This window comes from Ruminococcus sp. OM04-4AA (genome assembly GCF_003462585.1).
GTDB lineage: Bacteria > Bacillota > Clostridia > Lachnospirales > Lachnospiraceae > Mediterraneibacter > Mediterraneibacter faecis.
Window position 1 is genome coordinate 58,043 of record NZ_QTZH01000010.1, and the last position, 17,139, is coordinate 75,181.

A 17,139-nucleotide genomic window follows, 5' to 3' on the forward strand; every position below is an offset into this window, starting at 1 on the left:
GGCAGACAAAGAAAAGACGATAAGCTCATGTAAACTTATCGTCTTTACTATTTAACTTAACATCATACGGTCATTTGCGAATTCTCCGCCGCTGACTTCTTCGAATTTCGCAAGAAGGTCGGATACTTTGAGGTTTTTCTTTTCTTCACCGGATACATCGTAGATGACTCTTCCTTCATGCATCATGATCAGGCGGTTGCCGTGTGCGATGGCATCCTTCATGTTATGTGTTACCATCATGGCTGTAAGGTTATTTTCGCTGATGATTTTGTCAGAGAGTGCAAGTACTTTTGCAGCAGTCTTTGGATCAAGAGCAGCTGTGTGCTCATCAAGGAGCAGAAGTTTTGGCTTTTTGAGTGAAGCCATCAGAAGTGTGATTGCCTGACGCTGTCCGCCGGAGAGAAGGCCAACCTTACTGCTTAAGCGATCTTCAAGTCCAAGATCAAGTTCTTTCAATGCTTCTCTATAGTGTTCACGTTCTTTCTTTGTAACGCCCCAGCCAAGGCCTCTTTTCTGACCACGGCGTGCGGCAATGGCCATATTTTCTTCAATAGACATCGTTGCTGCGGTTCCTGTCATAGGATCCTGGAACACACGGCCAAGGAAGAGCGCACGTCTATGTTCGGAAAGTTTTGTGATGTCAGTACCATCGATGATGATATTTCCTTTATCGATTCCCCATACACCTGCAATCGCATTCAGTGTTGTTGATTTTCCAGCACCATTTCCACCGATGATTGTAACGAAATCGCCAGGATTTAAGTTGAGGTTAACTCCGTTGAGAGCACGTTTTTCATTGATTGTACCGGCATTAAATGTCTTATAAATATCTTTGATTTCTAACATGTATCTCATTATTTTGCCCGTCCTTTCTTGAAGTAAGTATCTTTCATATAAGGAACTGCGAGGAAGCATGCAACAACTACAGCTGAGAACAGTTTCATATAATCAGATGGCATCTTCAGCCAGAGTACTAATGCGATTACAAGGTAGTAAAGGATCGCTCCGATGAAGACTGCGCCGAGTGTGAAGGCAAAAGCTGCTTTTCTGTGTGCACAGAATTTTCCGAAGATCACTTCGCTGATGATGACTGCTGCAAGTCCGATAACGATCGCGCCACGTCCCATATTAACATCAGCTGCGCCCTGGTACTGTGCGTAGATTCCACCGCAAAGTCCTACAAGACCGTTGGAGATCATAAGTGCAAGAACTTTGTTGAATCCTGTGTTGATGCCCTGAGCACGAGCCATCTGTTCATTACATCCTGTAGCACGGATGGATGCTCCAAGTTCTGTTCCGAAGAACCAGTAGCAGAGTGCGATCAGAATCAGTGCTGCAAAGATTAATTTTAAGAAAAAGATCCAGTTGCCTTCTCCGGTTATATAACGAAGAGAAGCAACCAGTTTGTACTGCATGACATTGACCGCCTGGTTGGATTTCCCCATAATGCCAAGGTTTACAGAGTAAAGTCCGATCTGTGTCAGGATACTTGCCAGAATTCCCGGAATTCCGAAAAATGTATGTAAAACTCCTGTCACAAATCCTGCTGCCATACCTGCAAGGAATGCAAAGATAAGTGCAAGTGCAGGATTCATTCCTGCGCGGATGAGCATAACTGCGACTGCGCCGCCGGTTGCCAGTGAACCGTCTACGGTCAGATCCGCAAAGTCAAGTATACGAAATGTAATGTAAACACCGAGTGCCATAATTCCCCAGATAATGCCCTGGGCCACGTTGCCCGGGAGAGCACGTACCAGAGTCATTGGATCAAGGGCTGCGAAATATGCTGCCATGATTTATCCCTCTAATCTTTCTTTTTATTGTTTCATATAAATAGATAAGTATAATTAAGGTTACTGTTCACAGTAACTAGAATCAAGAGCGACCATTCATCTGGATGAAGCCCGCTCTTGAGAAAAAATATTCTGTTTAATATCTTCTGATTAATATGTTCCGGTTGAATGGAAGAATCTTATTCTTCGATTGCTTCATATCCGTCTGGAATAGTAATTCCAAGTTCCTCACAGATGGCAGGATTGTACATCTTTGTTACATTCGGGGCACTTTCAATCTTCATTGTAGTAATGTCAGCACCGTTTACAAGAATGTCGTAAGCCATCTCACCGGCTTTGTATCCGATATCGTAGTAGCTGATAGAAAGTGTTGCAATACCACATCCTTCACAGATTCCCTGCTCACCGGCGATTACAGGAACCTTAGCCGGCAGACAGATGTTATTGATGATTTCTGTGTTTGAAGCCATTGTGTTATCTGTAGGAATGTAAAGTGCATCACATTCGGAAACTGCATTTGTTACAACAGACTGAATCTCATTAGAATCAGCAGCTGTGTACTCTTTGTATGCGATTCCATCTTTCTCTAATGCTTCAGCGAAAAGCTTTGCCTGATATGCTGAGTTTGGTTCAGCGGAACAGTAGAGAAGTCCGACTGTTTTAGCATCAGGAAGGAGTTCTTTGAGCATTGCCTCCTGCTCATCAATCGGTGCAAGATCGCTTGTTCCGGAAATGTTCATGCCTGTTGTTCCTGTCCAGTCAGAGATATCAAGTGCTGTAGCGTAGTCTGTAACAGATGTTCCGAGAATTGGGATATCACTTGTTGCTGCGCTTGCACACTGGAGTGCTGTTGTTGCATTTGCAAGAATCAGATCCACATTATCCGCTACGAAGTTATTTGCGATTGTAGCACAGTTAGCCTGCTCGCCCTGGCCGTTCTGAAGGTCGAATTTGACATTGCCTTCTCCGAACTTTTCTGTACAGGCATCTTCAAATCCTTTTGTTGCTTCGTCAAGAGCAGCATGCTCTAACTGTTGTAAGATACCGATCTTATAATTCTTTCCTGAATCGGATCCGTTGTCTGCGCTCTTATCTGTAGAGTCGGATGAACTTCCGCATGCTGCAAGTGAAAGTGTCATTCCGGCAGCCATAAGTACTGCTAAAATTTTCTTAGATTTCATGATTGTGTCCTCCCTTTTTCGATTCATGCAATCTATGCTTTAAACCGTTACGCTTTAAAGCGCTAAACTACAAGATGTCATGTGTTAAATTATAGCACGATTATTTGATACGTCAAGTGAAAATGGAACAAAAATGCAAGATTATTGAAAAAATGTTGCAAAAAACAATGCTTTATTCGTTTGGAAAATTGTGATATTATAAGATATGGTGTAAAATTAAGAATCATGAAAGTCTTTCTTCTATAATATGGGGATTTTTGCTGCAAAGAAATTAACAGAAGGATTTTTATGGAATTGAATAAAGGAGTTTATTTTTATAGATGAAGAAAAAGCACGAACACATTATACAAAGTGTGCGGCCGGGAAGTATCGCAGAAGAGCTGGGGATTGAACCGGGAGATATTCTGCTGGAGATTGACGGTCAGGTGATCGAGGACATTTTTGACTATCAGTTTTATGTGGAATCTGAGGAGCTGCTTGTTGTGATCCGAAAAGCGAACGGGGAAGAATGGGAGCTTGAGATCGAGAAAGATGTTGACGAGGATCTGGGAATTGATTTCGGTAAGGGACTGATGGATGAGTATCATTCCTGTCATAATAAATGTATTTTCTGCTTTATCGATCAGATGCCGCCGGGGATGCGTGATACGCTGTATTTTAAAGATGATGATTCCAGACTGTCATTCCTTCAGGGAAATTATGTTACATTGACGAATATGAGCGAGAAAGATATGAACCGTATCGTCCGTTACCGTTTGGAACCGATCAATATTTCATTCCAGACAACGAATCCGGAGCTTCGTTGTAAGATGCTTCATAACCGTTTTGCAGGGGAGGCTTTGAAGAAAGTGGATATCCTGTATCAGGGCGGCATTGAGATGAACGGACAGATCGTTCTCTGCCGCGGAGTGAATGACGGAGAAGAGTTGGAACGCAGTATCCGTGACCTGACACAATATCTGCCGCTTTTACGCAGTGTGTCAGTTGTGCCGGTTGGACTTTCGAAGTATCGAGATGGATTGTATCCATTGGAGCCATTTACAAAGGAAGAGGCAAAGGAAGTCATTCGTACGATTGAGAAGTGGCAGAAGAAAGTCTACGCAGAATACGGAATTCATTTCATTCATGCAGGAGACGAGTGGTATCTTCTGGCAGAGGAAGAAGTTCCGGAAGAGGAACGTTATGACGGATATCTTCAGCTGGAGAATGGAGTCGGGATGCTTCGTCTCTTGTTTAATGAGTTTGAGGAAGGTTATGCGAAGCTGGAAGATGGTGTACATCAGGAAGAGATCTCGCTTGCAACAGCTAAGCTTGCATACCCATATCTTGAGCGAATGGCGAAGAAAATGGAAGAGAAGTACAAGGGTCTTAAAGTTCATACGTATTGCATTCGGAATGATTTCTTCGGAGAGCGTATCACAGTTTCCGGATTGATCACAGGGCAGGATCTGATGAAACAGCTAAAAGATCAGCCGCTTGGAAGCAGACTTCTGATTCCATGTAATATGTTGAAGATGGATGAGGATATTTTCCTTGATGACTACACATTGAAAGAAGTATCAGATACTTTACAAGTTCCTATAGATATTGTAAAATCAAGCGGACAGGATCTGATTGATGCTATTTTAGGTGTCGCAGGTTCGAATCCCACAGATATAGATGACAATCAGATGAAAGACCGTAGGATCACTACGGCTTAAGAGAAACTATTTAAGAGAAAATAAGAGAAAACAGGAAGGTAAGAATAGAATGAGTAAACCAGTAGTTGCCATTGTAGGGCGCCCGAATGTGGGTAAATCAACACTTTTCAATGTCCTTGCAGGAGAGATGATCTCTATCGTTAAGGATACACCGGGTGTTACAAGAGACAGAATTTATGCGGATGTTGACTGGCTTGACAGAGACTTCACACTGATTGATACAGGTGGTATTGAGCCGGACAGCAGTGATATCATCCTCTCCCAGATGAGAGAGCAGGCTCAGATCGCCATTGATACAGCAGACGTTATTATCTTTATCACAGATGTAAAGCAGGGACTTGTAGATTCAGATTCTAAGGTTGCTGATATGCTTCGTCGCTCCGGTAAGCCGGTTGTCCTTGTTGTAAACAAGGTTGACAATTTTGATAAATATATGGCTGATGTCTATGAATTCTACAATCTCGGAATCGGAGATCCGGTGCCGATCTCAGCAGCATCCAGACTTGGTCTTGGAGATATGCTTGATGCGGTTACCGCACATTTCCCGGAGTGGGATCCATCAGAAGAGGATGATGATCGTCCGCGTATCGCAATCGTAGGTAAACCAAATGTTGGTAAATCCTCTATCGTAAACCGTCTGCTTGGTGAGAACCGCGTAATTGTATCCAATATCGCAGGTACAACAAGAGATGCGATTGATACAGAGATCGTGCATGACGGAAAGGAATATATTTTTATCGACACAGCAGGTCTTCGTAGAAAGAATAAGATTAAGGAAGAGCTGGAACGTTACAGTATCATCCGTACTGTAAGTGCAGTAGAGCGTGCCGATGTTGTCCTTATGGTGATTGATGCGACAGAAGGTGTCACAGAACAGGATGCGAAGATTGCCGGAATCGCTCATGAAAGAGGCAAGGGAGTTATCATTGTCGTTAATAAATGGGATGCCATTGAGAAGAATGATAAGACAATGAAAGAATATGAAGGAAAAATCCGTCAGGTACTTTCTTATATGCCATATGCAGAGATTATGTATGTATCTGCACTGACAGGACAGAGACTTCCGAAACTGTATGATATGATCGATATGGTCATTGAGAACCAGACACTTCGTATTGCGACAGGAGTTCTCAACGAGATCATGACAGAGGCAGTTGCTATGCAACAGCCACCGTCAGATAAAGGTAAGAGATTAAAACTCTACTATATTACACAGGTTGCTGTTAAGCCACCGACATTTGTTATCTTTGTAAATGACAAGGAGCTGATGCATTTCTCCTATACAAGATATCTTGAGAATAAGATCCGAGAGGCATTTGGCTTCAGAGGAACTTCACTGAAGTTCTTCATCCGTGAGAGAAAGGAAAAGGATCAGTAGAATGGAACGTATTATCTGTCTGGTGATCGGATATGCCTGCGGGCTTCTGCAGAGTGGTTATCTGGTTGGAAAGATGCATCATATTGATATAAGAAAAGCAGGAAGCGGAAATTCCGGTTCGACGAATGCACTGCGTGTTATGGGATTGAAAGCAGGACTTATGACTTTCGCGGGAGATGTATTGAAGTGTTTTGCAGCAGTTCTCATTGTCCGTGCGATATACCATGAAGTAATATTCTTCCGCTTCTGATGATGTATGCAGGAGTAGGAGTTACTTTGGGACATAACTTCCCATTTTATATGAATTTTAAAGGTGGGAAGGGAATCGCTGTTATGGCAGCACTTGTGGTAAGCAACTGTTTCTGGCATCTGCCGTACAGTTCCATCCTGTTTTTTGTCACACTGGCATTCTTTCTTGTGCCGGTGCTTGTGACAAGATATGTTTCCCTTGGTTCATTGCTTGCTTATGCAGTGTTTTTTATCCAGATGGTGATCTTCGGACAGCTTGGATGGTTTGATATGGCGAAGGGTGCGGTATATGAGTTATATGTGATCACGTTCTTACTTACAGCACTTGCATGGTACAGACACCGCGCCAATATTAAACGTCTGTTGAATGGAACAGAGAATAAATTCGGTTCAAAGAAATAAAAGAAGCGAAGAAAAGGAGAGATGATATGGCAAAAGTAGGAGTTCTTGGGGCAGGAAGCTGGGGAACAGCTCTGGCAATCCTTCTTCATGATAATGGACATGATGTAACTGTCTGGTCGATCGATCCGAAAGAAGTGGAGATGTTGAGCGAGAAGCGGGAGCATGTATCAAAACTTCCGGGTGTTCATATTTCAGAAGAGATTATGATCACAAATGAGATGGAAGAGGCTATTAAAGGAAAAGATTTCTTAGTTCTTGCAGTTCCATCTATCTTTACAAGGAGTACAGCGGCAAAGATGAAGCCGTATGTTGTTGATGGGCAGATAATCGTTGATGTAGCGAAGGGAATCGAGGAAGATACACTGATGACGCTGTCTCAGCAGATCAGCCAGGAGATTCCGCAGGCGGACGTAGCAGTGCTCAGTGGACCGACACATGCAGAAGAAGTAGGAAGAAAGCTTCCAACATCCTGCGTGATCGGTGCAAAGACAAAAAAGACAGCAGAGTACTTGCAGTCTGCATTTAACAGTAAAGTATTCCGTGTGTATACAAGTCCTGACATGCTTGGAATCGAGCTTGGAGGTTCTCTTAAGAATGTCATCGCACTTGCGGCAGGAATTGCAGATGGTCTCGGCTATGGAGATAATACAAAGGCTGCTCTGATTACACGTGGTATTGTTGAGATCGGAAGACTTGGCGTGAAGATGGGCGGCAAGTTCGAGAGCTTTTGTGGACTTACCGGAATCGGTGATCTGATCGTTACTTGTGCCAGTGTTCATAGCCGTAATCGTAAAGCCGGTTACTTGATGGGACAGGGCAAGTCTATGGAAGAGGCTATGAAGGAAGTAACATGGTTGTTGAAGGGGTCTATTCTGCGAAAGCAGCTGCAAAGCTTGCACAGAAATATGAAGTGCCAATGCCGATCGTAGATGAGATCAACAAGGTCCTTTTTGAAGGAAAGGATCCAAAACAGGCAGTAGATGATTTGATGCTTCGCGAGTCTAAGATTGAGAACTCTTCTCTTCTCTGGGAAGAATAAGAGAACGAAACGAATATAAAATTAAAAGTCATACCCCTTTGTCTGGCTGCATACATTGGTATCAGCAGAACAAGGGGGTATTTTTATGGATTCATTTCAGGTATACAAAGATATGAAAGCACGAACAAACGGAGAAATCTACATCGGAGTTGTGGGGCCGGTTCGGACAGGCAAGTCAACGTTCATCAGGCGTTTTGCGGAGCTTTTGATTTTGCCGAATCTTAAGGAAGAGCATGTAAAGCAGCGGACACAAGATGAACTTCCTCAGGCAGCATCGGGAACTACGATCATGACAACAGAGCCGAAGTTTGTTCCAAAAGAAGCAGCGGATGTAAAGCTTTCAGATGACATAGAGGTGAAGATCCGGCTGGCAGACTGTGTTGGGTTCATGGTGGATGGGGCGAATGGCCATACCGAGAATGGGCAGGAACGTCAGGTGAAGACGCCATGGTATGACTATGAGATACCATTTACAAAGGCAGCCGAGATTGGAACACAAAAGGTGATACACGATCATGCGACGATTGGATTTGTTGTGACTACAGATGGAAGTGTGACAGATCTGCCAAGAGAAAACTATGTGGCAGCAGAAGAGCGGACAGTGAAAGAACTTCGACAGATTGGGAAGCCATTTCTTATTTTATTAAATTGCCAGAAACCGTATTCGAAAGAGACAGAACGTCTGAAATCAGCTCTTGAGGAGAAATATGCAGCACCTGTTTATCCGGTGAATTGTGAACAGCTCAAGGAAGACGATATTTATGAAATGATGCGCCAGGTACTGTATGAATTTCCTGTCACGGAAATAGAATTTTATATTCCGAAATGGGTAGAAATGTTGTCACGTGATCATAGAATTAAGAAAGATCTGATTGAGAATGTGAAGAAAATTATGGCTCAGATGTCGGATCTGCGAAGTGTCTCCGGAAAAGACTGGAAGACAGAAAGTCCATACATAGACCAGATCCTGTTGGATCAGGTAGAGATGGACACAGGGAAGGTTATATTGCGGATTTCTTTCTGCCAGAAGTATTATTATGAAGTGTTGAGTGAGTTGACAGGAACTCAGATCCGCAGTGAGTATGAATTGATTTCTCTGATGAAAGAGCTTTCTTCTATAAAAGAAGAATTCAGTCAGATCAAGGATGCATTTGCGGATGTGAAGATGAAAGGCTATGGAGTAGTCAGCCCGAAGAAAGAAGAGATTCATCTGGATGAGCCGGTAATCATCAAGCAGGGAAGCAGGTATGGAGTAAAGATCCGTTCCGAGGCACCATCGATCCATATGATTCGTGCGAATATAGAAACGGAGATCGCACCGATCGTGGGAAGTGAGAAACAGGCAGAAGACCTTGTTGCATATATTAAAAAAGAGAGCGAAGGTCCACAAGGCGTCTGGGGAACAAATATTTTCGGCAAATCAATTGAAGATCTTGTGATGGATGGTATGCGTAATAAGATTACGCTGATCAACGAAGAAAGTCAGGTAAAACTGCAGGATTCTATGCAGAAGATCGTAAACGACAGCAATGGTGGTCTGGTCTGCATTATTATATAGTGATCGTGAGCTTTTTTTTTACAGGAAAATATGATAAGATAAACAGTAAGTAAAATATGCAAAAGAAAGCGAGGAATTCAGTGTTGCTGAATCACCAACAGAGAAAGATTCTTGAATTATTGTGTAAAACAGAACATGTGACTGCGAGTGAACTGGCCGGTCAGCTTGGAATTGGCGTGAAGACGGTAAGAGTCAGGATCAAGGAACTGAATCCGGAGCTTGAGAAGAAAGGAATCCAGATTTTATCAAAGTCCAGGTACGGATATTATTTGGATCCAAGACAGCCGGAAGGTATCGAAGGACTGCTGAATCCGAAGGAGAATGAAGATCCGGTGATTCCGTCGAACAATCAGGAGAGAGTACATTTTCTCCTTGCATATCTTCTGAACAGAACGGAATATATCAAGTCAGAGGAGTTGTGTGATTTCCTTTATATTTCTAAGGGGACGCTGACGAATACACTCCGGCAGGTTGAGGAAACTTATCAGAAGTATGGTATTACAGTTCATAAGAAGCCGGGATATGGTATCCGTGTGGAAGGCAGTGAATTTAATCTGCGTCAGTGTATGGTGGATGTCTTTGTAAAGCAGGATAGTCTGGAAGGAATCGGAAGACGGCATCAGACGGATGAGATCGAGACGCTGGGGAAAATGGTCTATCAGTGTCTGAAGAAATATGAAATCGAACTTTCTGAGATTGCTTACAATGACTTTGTGGAACATATTTATGTGGCGATGCGAAGGATTCGTCAGGAGAAATATGTTGAACCGCAGGCAGCGGATATGCTTGGAAGAAAAGAGAAGCAGTTTGTGGAAGAATTGACAGAACAGGTGGGAGCGCATTATCAGGTTCGTTTTTCTCAGGATGAGAAGAATTATCTGACACTGCAGCTTGTGGGGAAGGTTTATATCGACAGTGAGACAGAACAGGAAAATTTCGTGATGCAAAGCGAGATCGACCGTCTTATTACTGAGATGCTGGAGATGATCTACAGGGAATTCCATGTTGATTTCAGGAATGATTTTCATCTGCGTATGGAGCTGAACCGACATATGGTTCCGTTTGTCCTTCGTATGAAATATCATATGATCCTGCGAAACCCGATGCTGGAAGAGATCCGTAAGAATTATGTGCTTTCTTATACGATGGCGTCCCAGGCGGCAATTGCACTGGGGGAATATTTTCAGCAGTCGATTTCAGAAGATGAGATTGCCGGACTCGCAGAGGTTCTTGAACTGGCTTTGGAGCAGCAGGAGAATGAACAGAAGAAGTTTTCGATTCTGATCGTATGTGCATCTGGGAAGACGAGTTCAGAAATTCTCAGATATAAGTACAGCAGAGAATTTAAAGAGTATATTGAAAAGATTTATGTATGTAATCTTTATGAACTGGAGAACTTTCCGTTTGAAAAAGTGGATTATGTATTTACAACGGTACATATCTCTTCTTATGTACCGGTACCGATTTTGGAGATTGGTTCCTTTCTGCAGGACAATGACATTGACAGGGTGAGAAAGCTTTTTGCAAGAGAGAGTAAGGATTTTTTGCAGAAATATTTTAAGAAGGAATTATTTTTTACGGATGTGGAAGGAAAGACGAAGGATGAGGTTCTGAAGAACCTGTGCCGGAAGGTTGAGCAGGAGAAGGGACTTCCGGAGACATTCACTGCATCTGTTTTGAAGAGAGAGGAACTTACACCAACAGATTATGGTAATCTGGTGGCACTTCCACACCCGGAGCGTGCCTTCCAGGAGCGTGCTTTTGTTGCAGTGGCAGTTCTGAAAGAACCGATATTCTGGTTCCGGCAGAAAGTGCAGGTCGTATTTTTGACGGCGATCGGAAGGGAAGAGGATGAGAATCTGCAGCAGTTCTATGAGGCAACGACAGATCTGATCCTTCGTCCGGCAGATGTGCAGAATCTGATTCGTCATCCGGATTATGACAGGTTGATCCAGTTATTGCGCAGAGCAGAAGAATAAAATGTATTTAATCTTCTTGATGAATGTGATTATATGTTCAGTGATTCAAAAGTGACCACATTGATTGTGGTCATTTTTTGAGTGGAGCTTTTTAAAAATATATGTTAAATTAAGGTCAGTCGAGGGACAGGAAAGGAAATGACGATGAGACATCTAACATTGATCTGTATGGCAGGTATTTCAACGAGCCTCTTAGTGAATAAGATGAAACGGCTGATTCAGAATGAGAATCTTGAGATTGCAGTCACAGCGATGTCGGAACGTGCATTTCAGGGTTACACAGGTCAGACAGATGTTCTGCTGCTTGGTCCGCAGCTGGGACATCGGTTCGAAAGCCTGAAAGAACAGTATGAGTCCAAAGGCATCCGCATAGACAGGATTGATCCGGAGCGTTTCGGAGCAATGGATGCGAAGGCTGTACTGGAGCAGGCATTTCCAGACCTGTCTGGACAAATAGGTGATAAATAAAATAAATTAAAGATAGGAGAATGTATCATGGCAAAATTTACTTATGTAGTACAGGACAACGAAGGAATCCACGCAAGACCGGCAGGAATGCTTGCAAAAGAAGCAAAAGCTCTTGAGGGAGTTAAGGTTACAATCGCTGGAAACGGAAAAACAGCTGACGCTACAAGACTGATGGCTATCATGGCTATGGGTATCAAAAAAGGTATGGAAGTTGAAGTAACAGTTGAAGGTGAGAACGAAGAAGCTGCAGCAGCTAAGATGGAAGAGTTCTTCAAAGCAAACCTGTAAGAGAAAGTCATACATATATTCATTTAATTTCTAGTTAAGGAAAGATGTTTTAACAGATCGATAATAAGGATTAGCCCTCCGGAAGAAAGATCTGTCAGGACATCTTTTTGTTTTTATTGATAATGTAGGCGTCGCAAGCGACCGCCGCAGGCGCAAGAATGTGCGAGGCACATTCGTAAATTATATACTAAGTGCATAAGGAACAGATAAAAAGTTCCCTATGCACTTATTTTTAGCAAAAGCCCCATGGTTGAGAGGAAAGGAGGTATTTGGGTTATGGGAAAATTCAAATATTTAACATATGACGATAGAAAAATTATAGAAAAAATGTACAAATCTGGAATGAGCACACCGAAGATTGCGAATGCTCTTGGGAAAAACTATAGTACAGTCTATCGAGAGTTACATAGATGCCCTAAGGATTACACTGCTGACAAAGCCCAGGCAGATGTAGATAGTAAGAAAAAGGATAAGTACGATATCACAATAACTCCAAAAGGGAAACATTTCACTTATAGTGATAGAGTTGAACTGGAACAAATGATCAAAGCAGGAAAATCTATTCCGGAAATGGCAGCATATTTTGAAAAATGTACCCGTTCTATTACAAGAGAAATGGAGAGATGCATAGGAGACTATTCTGCGGACGAAGCACAGAAAGATATACAAAAAGCGAAGGAGAGACAAAAAATGGCAGCCAGAACTGCAGTGGCAACCCGGATAGAAAAAAACGAGAAAGAATATAAAAAAATTATTCGGGCTTGTTTGAAATTAGATCCCAAGGCTGACATCATTGATATAAAAATAGCAACGGGATTTCCGATTGAACGAGTTGAAAAATATTATGACGAGATATATCAAGAGGTTGTAAAAAAGAAATAAAAAAAGAACACCCCGACCAAAGCGTGTTCTTTAAGGAATTGTTCCTAGCTTTTGAAAAATTCCTTGTACATTTTTATTATATCGATTTTGTAATATTTGTCAAGTGGTGAAAAATAAATCAATGTGCCGAAATTCGGCACATTGTAGAAGGGAGGGTTCAGATGTCAGGAGAAGGAAGATATCTTAAAATGGATAGTAAAAAAATTAAAGATGTACTTCGGCATCATAGTGAACTAACCCAGCAGATACACAAACAAGTGCTTGAGATTCGGGAAAAATTAGATGAAGTACAACAGCAAACGATAGAAATTGCATCTTATCCAAAGATAGATTTGTCCCAGGAAGGTGGAGGAAGAGGAACACATAAAGATCTTGCAGATGTATACCTTAGATACCAAAAGCTTGTAAATGAACAGGAAGAACAATTAGCTGCTGAAATGTATGTTCTTACTATACATGCTGAAGGAATTCACAGATTATATCTATGCTTTCAAACATTGATCGGGGAGGAACATGATATTATAGATCGACTGTATGTGAAAGGTGAATTGTATAAATCAGTAGAGCAAGATATGGGATTAAATCATCGAATATTCGAGGGTAAACGTAAGCAGGCTATCAGAGATATACAAAAGTTGTATGAGAGTGATCTGAGTAATGCGCAAATTATTTGCATTCAGAAAGAGAATGCTTGTGGGAAAAAAGGGAAAAGAAAAGTCGAACAAGAATATCAGTATGAGCAGATGTCATTAAATGATCTTTTTAAAGCATAGAGAAATAGGCGAGATGAAAGAGAGGAAAAAATATGAGGTGTCAGGAAGAACAGCAGGAAGAAATTGAAACAATCGGAGAGCTGATAGAGAATTTTGCCGGAGATTTGGTGGGCGGTACTTACTCCAACGGAAGTGATGAAAGAGATTATGCCGACCAGTGGTTTGAGCGTTGTTGGTTTGGAATGATCCCAAAGCCTACACTTCTGAATCATCTCCTTTGTTGGGGATATGACCCAGAGGACTATCTGAACGCAATGGACAATATCGAAACCGCTAAGGAAGAAAAGAAGTATCTGGAAGAACACCCAGAAGAAGCAGACGAGGAAGAAGCGAGCTATCTTGATGATGATATAGCGGACTGGGAAGAAGAACTGAAAAGCATGAGAGAGGACTGGAAACCAGAGAATGAGCCAAATATGGATGAAGAAATCGAACGTATTAAGAAATGGGTAACAGACAGAAATCTTTTTTTAATCATAAATAAAAGAAGACAAAAAATAATGACAAAATAAAATTATGAAGTAATTCATAAAACCAATCAACACAACACATAACATGTACCGAATTTCGGTACGGAAAAGGAGCTTAAAATGAAAACAATAGCAATTGCAAATCTTAAAGGCGGTGTAGGAAAAACAACGACATCAATTAATTTGGCATACAGCTTGATGTCATTGGGAAAAAAAGTACTGTTAATTGACTTAGATCCACAGTGTAATAGTACAAAATTCTTTGCGAAAGTGAATTATACTGGACAAACAGTACAGGATGTGCTCATGAATCCCGAAGTAATTAATCATAGTATTTACCGCACAAAATATAAAGAAATTGATATTATGCGTGGTTCAGCAGAAGAAAATTGCCAAGGAGAATATCAGTTACAGACTGCATTCGGAAAATTAAAGAAAGAATATGATTATTGTGTAATAGATACACGACCAGTCTTTGACAGTCTGACAAGAAATGCTTTTCACGTTTCCGATATTATGCTGACGCCAATTAAGTTTGATAATTACTGTAGAGATAATTTGGCATTGGTTGAACGTTTCGTAAACGAATATGCAGATGAAAATATGGAATGGAAGATCTTTGCTAATATGGTTGCGAATGGAAAAGCGCAAAGGGAGACAATGGCTGATCTAATTGGAAAACATGACTATCCGATTATGGAAACCTGTGTGAGCCGTTCAGCAGTTGTAGACAATGCATTGAATCTCTACAAACCTGTGTTAAAACATCGAAAAAATAGTTCTGTGGCACGAGATTACCTGGAACTGGCAAAAGAATTGATAGAAGCATAGGGGGAAAGAATCATGGCTAAGATATCAAATGTGTTTTCAAAAGAAGAAGTAAAAAAGTCGGTACATCCTAAAAGGATTACGAAATGGATTCATTACACAAAGCTTGTTAGAAATGATAAACAATATTGTGATGCAAAAGATAAAGAAGAGATTGAGGGGTTGGCAGATATTATTGAAGCAGACGGAATGGTTCTGCAGGATTTACTGGTAAAAAAATTAGATGCGGATGAGTACAAGATTATTGCAGGACATAAAAGACATGCTGCATGTAAATTACTGGTTGAAGAACGAGGAAAAAAGGAGTTTGAATTCTTGCCTTGTTTTGAACAGAATATTAGTGATATTCAGGCAGAATTCCAGATCTATAGCAGTAATTGCCATCATGAGGAAACACCTTATGAGATTATGCACAAATTGGAACGAATGCAGTATTTAATTAATAATTATCCGGAGGAATTTCCGGAAATTCAAGGTGGTCGAATGGTAGATCGTCTTGCAAAAAAATACAATCTCAGTAAATCTACGGTAGGTGAATATTTGACAATCTCCAAAAATTTGGGGGATACAGCAATGGATGAATTTCAAAAAGGAAAAATTGATAAGTCAGCAGCGGTAACATTGGCAAGTATGCCGGAAGAAGACCAGGATCAGGCATTATCACAGGGGCGAAAAACAGATAAAGAACTAAAAGCATATAAAAAAGAAGTTCTTGAGCCGACTTCAAACGAAATCCTTACAGCTTATGACGAACTTGATATACGGGAAATAGATTGCCCGGATCGGAAAGAAACATGTAAGAAATTAATCGAACGATATGGAAAATCACACTTGGGACAAACTTCGGATACAATAAACATTTCTTGTACTCCAAAAACAATTACGATTAATGGAAAAGAGATTACATGGAATCGTTTTGTAAAACTGATTGAAAAAGTAATACCAGCTTATCAAGTAGAAGTTCAGGCAAAAAAAGAAAAGAAAAAACTGTATTTTGAAAAAAGAGAATTGCAAGTTTCATATGAGACATATGACAGACTCCTTTCCGGACAACAGAGATGCATTCTTGTAAAAGACGATACCTATCAAGAAGCAGAGCTGGTAGATATTTATGCGATTGCTTCTGATGGATCTGAAACAGAATCAATCGAGTTCACGATTACTTATATTAATAAGCAGGATTCCGGAATTGAGAAAGGGTATTCGATTCTAAACCTGGAAATGATACCAATATTTTGTTAGGAAGTAAAATATGAACAGAAGAGTGAAACAACTAATAAAAAAGTTTGCGTTATTTATTGTATTGTTTATCCTTAGACATCTGGCAGATTATCTGCGGATGCACTTTGGAGTCTGGTGATTCAGATTGGATTAGATGGAGCTGCATTAATTGTTGGAATTAGATTGTTAATGGCGGTAAACCAAAACATGAATAATCATGGTAATAATGAAGATTAAACTAATATACCACCTTGCGGAATTGCTGCATGAATCGGCGAAGTCCGTGGTCTCAAAGACACAAGGTGGACTGCATATATACGATGCAATTGCCGTATATATGCTTGTGTTGATGGTGATGGCAGAAATTTGATTGATTTCTGCCATCAAATGAACATTGTCACAAATTGTACATGTGTACCGAATTTCGGTACGGGAAGGAGCCAGTATGAATAAAGTCGTTTTATTAGGAAGATTAACTAAAGATCCAGAAGTAAGATATTCAACCGGAGAAAAAGAAACTGCAGTTGCAAGATATACAATTGCTGTAGACCGCAGATTCAAGAGAGACGGCGAGCCGACAGCGGACTTCATTCCGTGTGTTGTATTTGGACGTTCCGCTGAATTTGCTGAGAAGTATTTCCATCAGGGAATGCGTATCTCTATTTCTGGACATATCCAGACAGGAAGCTATACGAATAAAGATGGCGTGAAAGTATATACGACAGTAGTGATTGTGGAAGAGCAGGAATTTGCAGAAAGTAAATCTGAAAGTAAAAACATTTCTAATCCAGTGGAAGAGTCATCAGCTGATAATGGATTTATGAATCTTACAGATGAATATGATGAAAAATTACCATTTTATTAATTGTTTGTACCGAAATTCGGTACAAATGAAAAGGAGTTTTAAATGATTTTTTTTATAATTGCAGC

General features: G+C 41.0%; 17 protein-coding genes and 1 pseudogene. 15 read left to right on the forward strand and 3 right to left on the reverse strand.

From position 1 onward, the window contains the following. Nucleotides 1–51 precede the first annotated feature (51 nt). The 3 genes from DXB52_RS05065 to DXB52_RS05075 all read right to left on the reverse strand — a co-directional run bounded on the left by DXB52_RS05065 (nucleotide 52) and on the right by DXB52_RS05075 (nucleotide 2,974). Nucleotides 52–846, reverse strand: a complete 795-nt coding sequence (locus DXB52_RS05065) for an ABC transporter ATP-binding protein (protein ID WP_181980120.1) — start codon at nucleotides 844–846, stop codon at nucleotides 52–54. A gap of 8 nt (nucleotides 847–854) precedes the next feature. Continuing rightward, nucleotides 855–1,793: an ABC transporter permease gene (locus DXB52_RS05070; protein WP_118106668.1), complete on the reverse strand. Its 939-nt coding sequence runs from the start codon at nucleotides 1,791–1,793 to the stop codon at nucleotides 855–857. A gap of 179 nt (nucleotides 1,794–1,972) precedes the next feature. Next, on the reverse strand, nucleotides 1,973–2,974 hold the full coding sequence (locus tag DXB52_RS05075) for an ABC transporter substrate-binding protein (RefSeq protein WP_181989164.1): 1,002 nt from the start codon (nucleotides 2,972–2,974) through the stop codon (nucleotides 1,973–1,975). Nucleotides 2,975–3,294: 320 nt separating this feature from the next. Between DXB52_RS05075 and DXB52_RS05080 the strand changes: the two genes are divergently transcribed. The 15 genes and pseudogenes from DXB52_RS05080 (at nucleotide 3,295) to DXB52_RS05145 (ending at nucleotide 17,074) form a co-directional block, all read left to right on the forward strand. After that, nucleotides 3,295–4,674 (forward strand): DUF512 domain-containing protein, encoded by a 1,380-nt coding sequence (locus tag DXB52_RS05080; protein WP_117541786.1) that lies wholly within the window; start codon nucleotides 3,295–3,297, stop codon nucleotides 4,672–4,674. A 49-nt stretch (nucleotides 4,675–4,723) separates the two neighbouring features. Continuing rightward, complete coding sequence (gene der, locus DXB52_RS05085; RefSeq protein WP_055156655.1) at nucleotides 4,724–6,052, forward strand: ribosome biogenesis GTPase Der; 1,329 nt, start codon at nucleotides 4,724–4,726, stop codon at nucleotides 6,050–6,052. Between the two features lies 1 nt (nucleotide 6,053). Then, complete coding sequence (locus DXB52_RS16705; protein WP_472519965.1) at nucleotides 6,054–6,302, forward strand: glycerol-3-phosphate acyltransferase; 249 nt, start codon at nucleotides 6,054–6,056, stop codon at nucleotides 6,300–6,302. Further along, nucleotides 6,302–6,703 carry a glycerol-3-phosphate acyltransferase gene (locus tag DXB52_RS16710; RefSeq protein ID WP_472519966.1) on the forward strand — a complete coding sequence of 134 codons (402 nt, stop codon included), beginning with the start codon at nucleotides 6,302–6,304 and terminating at the stop codon, nucleotides 6,701–6,703. The genes DXB52_RS16705 and DXB52_RS16710 overlap by 1 nt, the downstream gene beginning before the upstream one ends. 26 nt (nucleotides 6,704–6,729) lie before the next feature. Then, nucleotides 6,730–7,742, forward strand: a pseudogene (locus DXB52_RS05095) (NAD(P)H-dependent glycerol-3-phosphate dehydrogenase). An 85-nt stretch (nucleotides 7,743–7,827) separates the two neighbouring features. Next, nucleotides 7,828–9,300 carry a stage IV sporulation protein A gene (gene spoIVA, locus DXB52_RS05100; RefSeq protein ID WP_055156651.1) on the forward strand — a complete coding sequence of 491 codons (1,473 nt, stop codon included), beginning with the start codon at nucleotides 7,828–7,830 and terminating at the stop codon, nucleotides 9,298–9,300. Between the two features lie 56 nt (nucleotides 9,301–9,356). After that, a complete protein-coding gene (locus DXB52_RS05105; protein ID WP_118106670.1) occupies nucleotides 9,357–11,279 on the forward strand; it encodes a BglG family transcription antiterminator in 1,923 nt (640 codons plus the stop codon). Nucleotides 11,280–11,417: 138 nt separating this feature from the next. Then, entirely contained in the window at nucleotides 11,418–11,747 is a 330-nt protein-coding gene (locus DXB52_RS05110; RefSeq protein ID WP_237976302.1) for a PTS sugar transporter subunit IIB, read from the forward strand. 27 nt (nucleotides 11,748–11,774) lie between these two features. Then, a complete protein-coding gene (locus tag DXB52_RS05115; protein ID WP_015529770.1) occupies nucleotides 11,775–12,035 on the forward strand; it encodes an HPr family phosphocarrier protein in 261 nt (86 codons plus the stop codon). Nucleotides 12,036–12,311: 276 nt separating this feature from the next. Continuing rightward, nucleotides 12,312–12,917, forward strand: a complete 606-nt coding sequence (locus DXB52_RS16135) for a helix-turn-helix domain-containing protein (protein ID WP_181989166.1) — start codon at nucleotides 12,312–12,314, stop codon at nucleotides 12,915–12,917. A gap of 161 nt (nucleotides 12,918–13,078) precedes the next feature. Continuing rightward, nucleotides 13,079–13,690: a hypothetical protein gene (locus tag DXB52_RS05125; RefSeq protein WP_118106671.1), complete on the forward strand. Its 612-nt coding sequence runs from the start codon at nucleotides 13,079–13,081 to the stop codon at nucleotides 13,688–13,690. Between the two features lie 32 nt (nucleotides 13,691–13,722). Beyond that, complete coding sequence (locus tag DXB52_RS05130) at nucleotides 13,723–14,202, forward strand: molecular chaperone GrpE (protein WP_118106672.1); 480 nt, start codon at nucleotides 13,723–13,725, stop codon at nucleotides 14,200–14,202. Nucleotides 14,203–14,280: 78 nt separating this feature from the next. Then, a complete protein-coding gene (locus tag DXB52_RS05135) occupies nucleotides 14,281–14,991 on the forward strand; it encodes a ParA family protein (protein ID WP_118106673.1) in 711 nt (236 codons plus the stop codon). Between the two features lie 12 nt (nucleotides 14,992–15,003). Continuing rightward, complete coding sequence (locus tag DXB52_RS05140) at nucleotides 15,004–16,230, forward strand: ParB/RepB/Spo0J family partition protein (protein WP_118106674.1); 1,227 nt, start codon at nucleotides 15,004–15,006, stop codon at nucleotides 16,228–16,230. 424 nt (nucleotides 16,231–16,654) lie between these two features. Then, nucleotides 16,655–17,074, forward strand: a complete 420-nt coding sequence (locus tag DXB52_RS05145) for a single-stranded DNA-binding protein (protein WP_118106675.1) — start codon at nucleotides 16,655–16,657, stop codon at nucleotides 17,072–17,074. Nucleotides 17,075–17,139: the final 65 nt, after the last annotated feature.

Excerpts from the sequence above, each read along its gene's own strand:
- DXB52_RS05145 (WP_118106675.1), top strand. The coding sequence starts at position 16,655 with ATGAATAAAGTCGTTTTATTAGGAAGATTAACTAAAGATCCAGAAGTA.
- DXB52_RS05105 (WP_118106670.1), top strand. The coding sequence starts at position 9,357 with ATGCAAAAGAAAGCGAGGAATTCAGTGTTGCTGAATCACCAACAGAGA.
- DXB52_RS16710 (WP_472519966.1), top strand. The coding sequence starts at position 6,302 with ATGATGTATGCAGGAGTAGGAGTTACTTTGGGACATAACTTCCCATTT.
- DXB52_RS05075 (WP_181989164.1), bottom strand. The coding sequence starts at position 2,974 with ATGAAATCTAAGAAAATTTTAGCAGTACTTATGGCTGCCGGAATGACA.
- DXB52_RS05140 (WP_118106674.1), top strand. The coding sequence starts at position 15,004 with ATGGCTAAGATATCAAATGTGTTTTCAAAAGAAGAAGTAAAAAAGTCG.
- der (WP_055156655.1), top strand. The coding sequence starts at position 4,724 with ATGAGTAAACCAGTAGTTGCCATTGTAGGGCGCCCGAATGTGGGTAAA.
- spoIVA (WP_055156651.1), top strand. The coding sequence starts at position 7,828 with ATGGATTCATTTCAGGTATACAAAGATATGAAAGCACGAACAAACGGA.
- DXB52_RS05115 (WP_015529770.1), top strand. The coding sequence starts at position 11,775 with ATGGCAAAATTTACTTATGTAGTACAGGACAACGAAGGAATCCACGCA.
- DXB52_RS05130 (WP_118106672.1), top strand. The coding sequence starts at position 13,723 with ATGAGGTGTCAGGAAGAACAGCAGGAAGAAATTGAAACAATCGGAGAG.
- DXB52_RS05065 (WP_181980120.1), bottom strand. The coding sequence starts at position 846 with ATGTTAGAAATCAAAGATATTTATAAGACATTTAATGCCGGTACAATC.
- DXB52_RS05080 (WP_117541786.1), top strand. The coding sequence starts at position 3,295 with ATGAAGAAAAAGCACGAACACATTATACAAAGTGTGCGGCCGGGAAGT.
- DXB52_RS05125 (WP_118106671.1), top strand. The coding sequence starts at position 13,079 with ATGTCAGGAGAAGGAAGATATCTTAAAATGGATAGTAAAAAAATTAAA.
- DXB52_RS05070 (WP_118106668.1), bottom strand. The coding sequence starts at position 1,793 with ATGGCAGCATATTTCGCAGCCCTTGATCCAATGACTCTGGTACGTGCT.
- DXB52_RS16705 (WP_472519965.1), top strand. The coding sequence starts at position 6,054 with ATGGAACGTATTATCTGTCTGGTGATCGGATATGCCTGCGGGCTTCTG.
- DXB52_RS05135 (WP_118106673.1), top strand. The coding sequence starts at position 14,281 with ATGAAAACAATAGCAATTGCAAATCTTAAAGGCGGTGTAGGAAAAACA.
- DXB52_RS16135 (WP_181989166.1), top strand. The coding sequence starts at position 12,312 with ATGGGAAAATTCAAATATTTAACATATGACGATAGAAAAATTATAGAA.
- DXB52_RS05110 (WP_237976302.1), top strand. The coding sequence starts at position 11,418 with ATGACGATGAGACATCTAACATTGATCTGTATGGCAGGTATTTCAACG.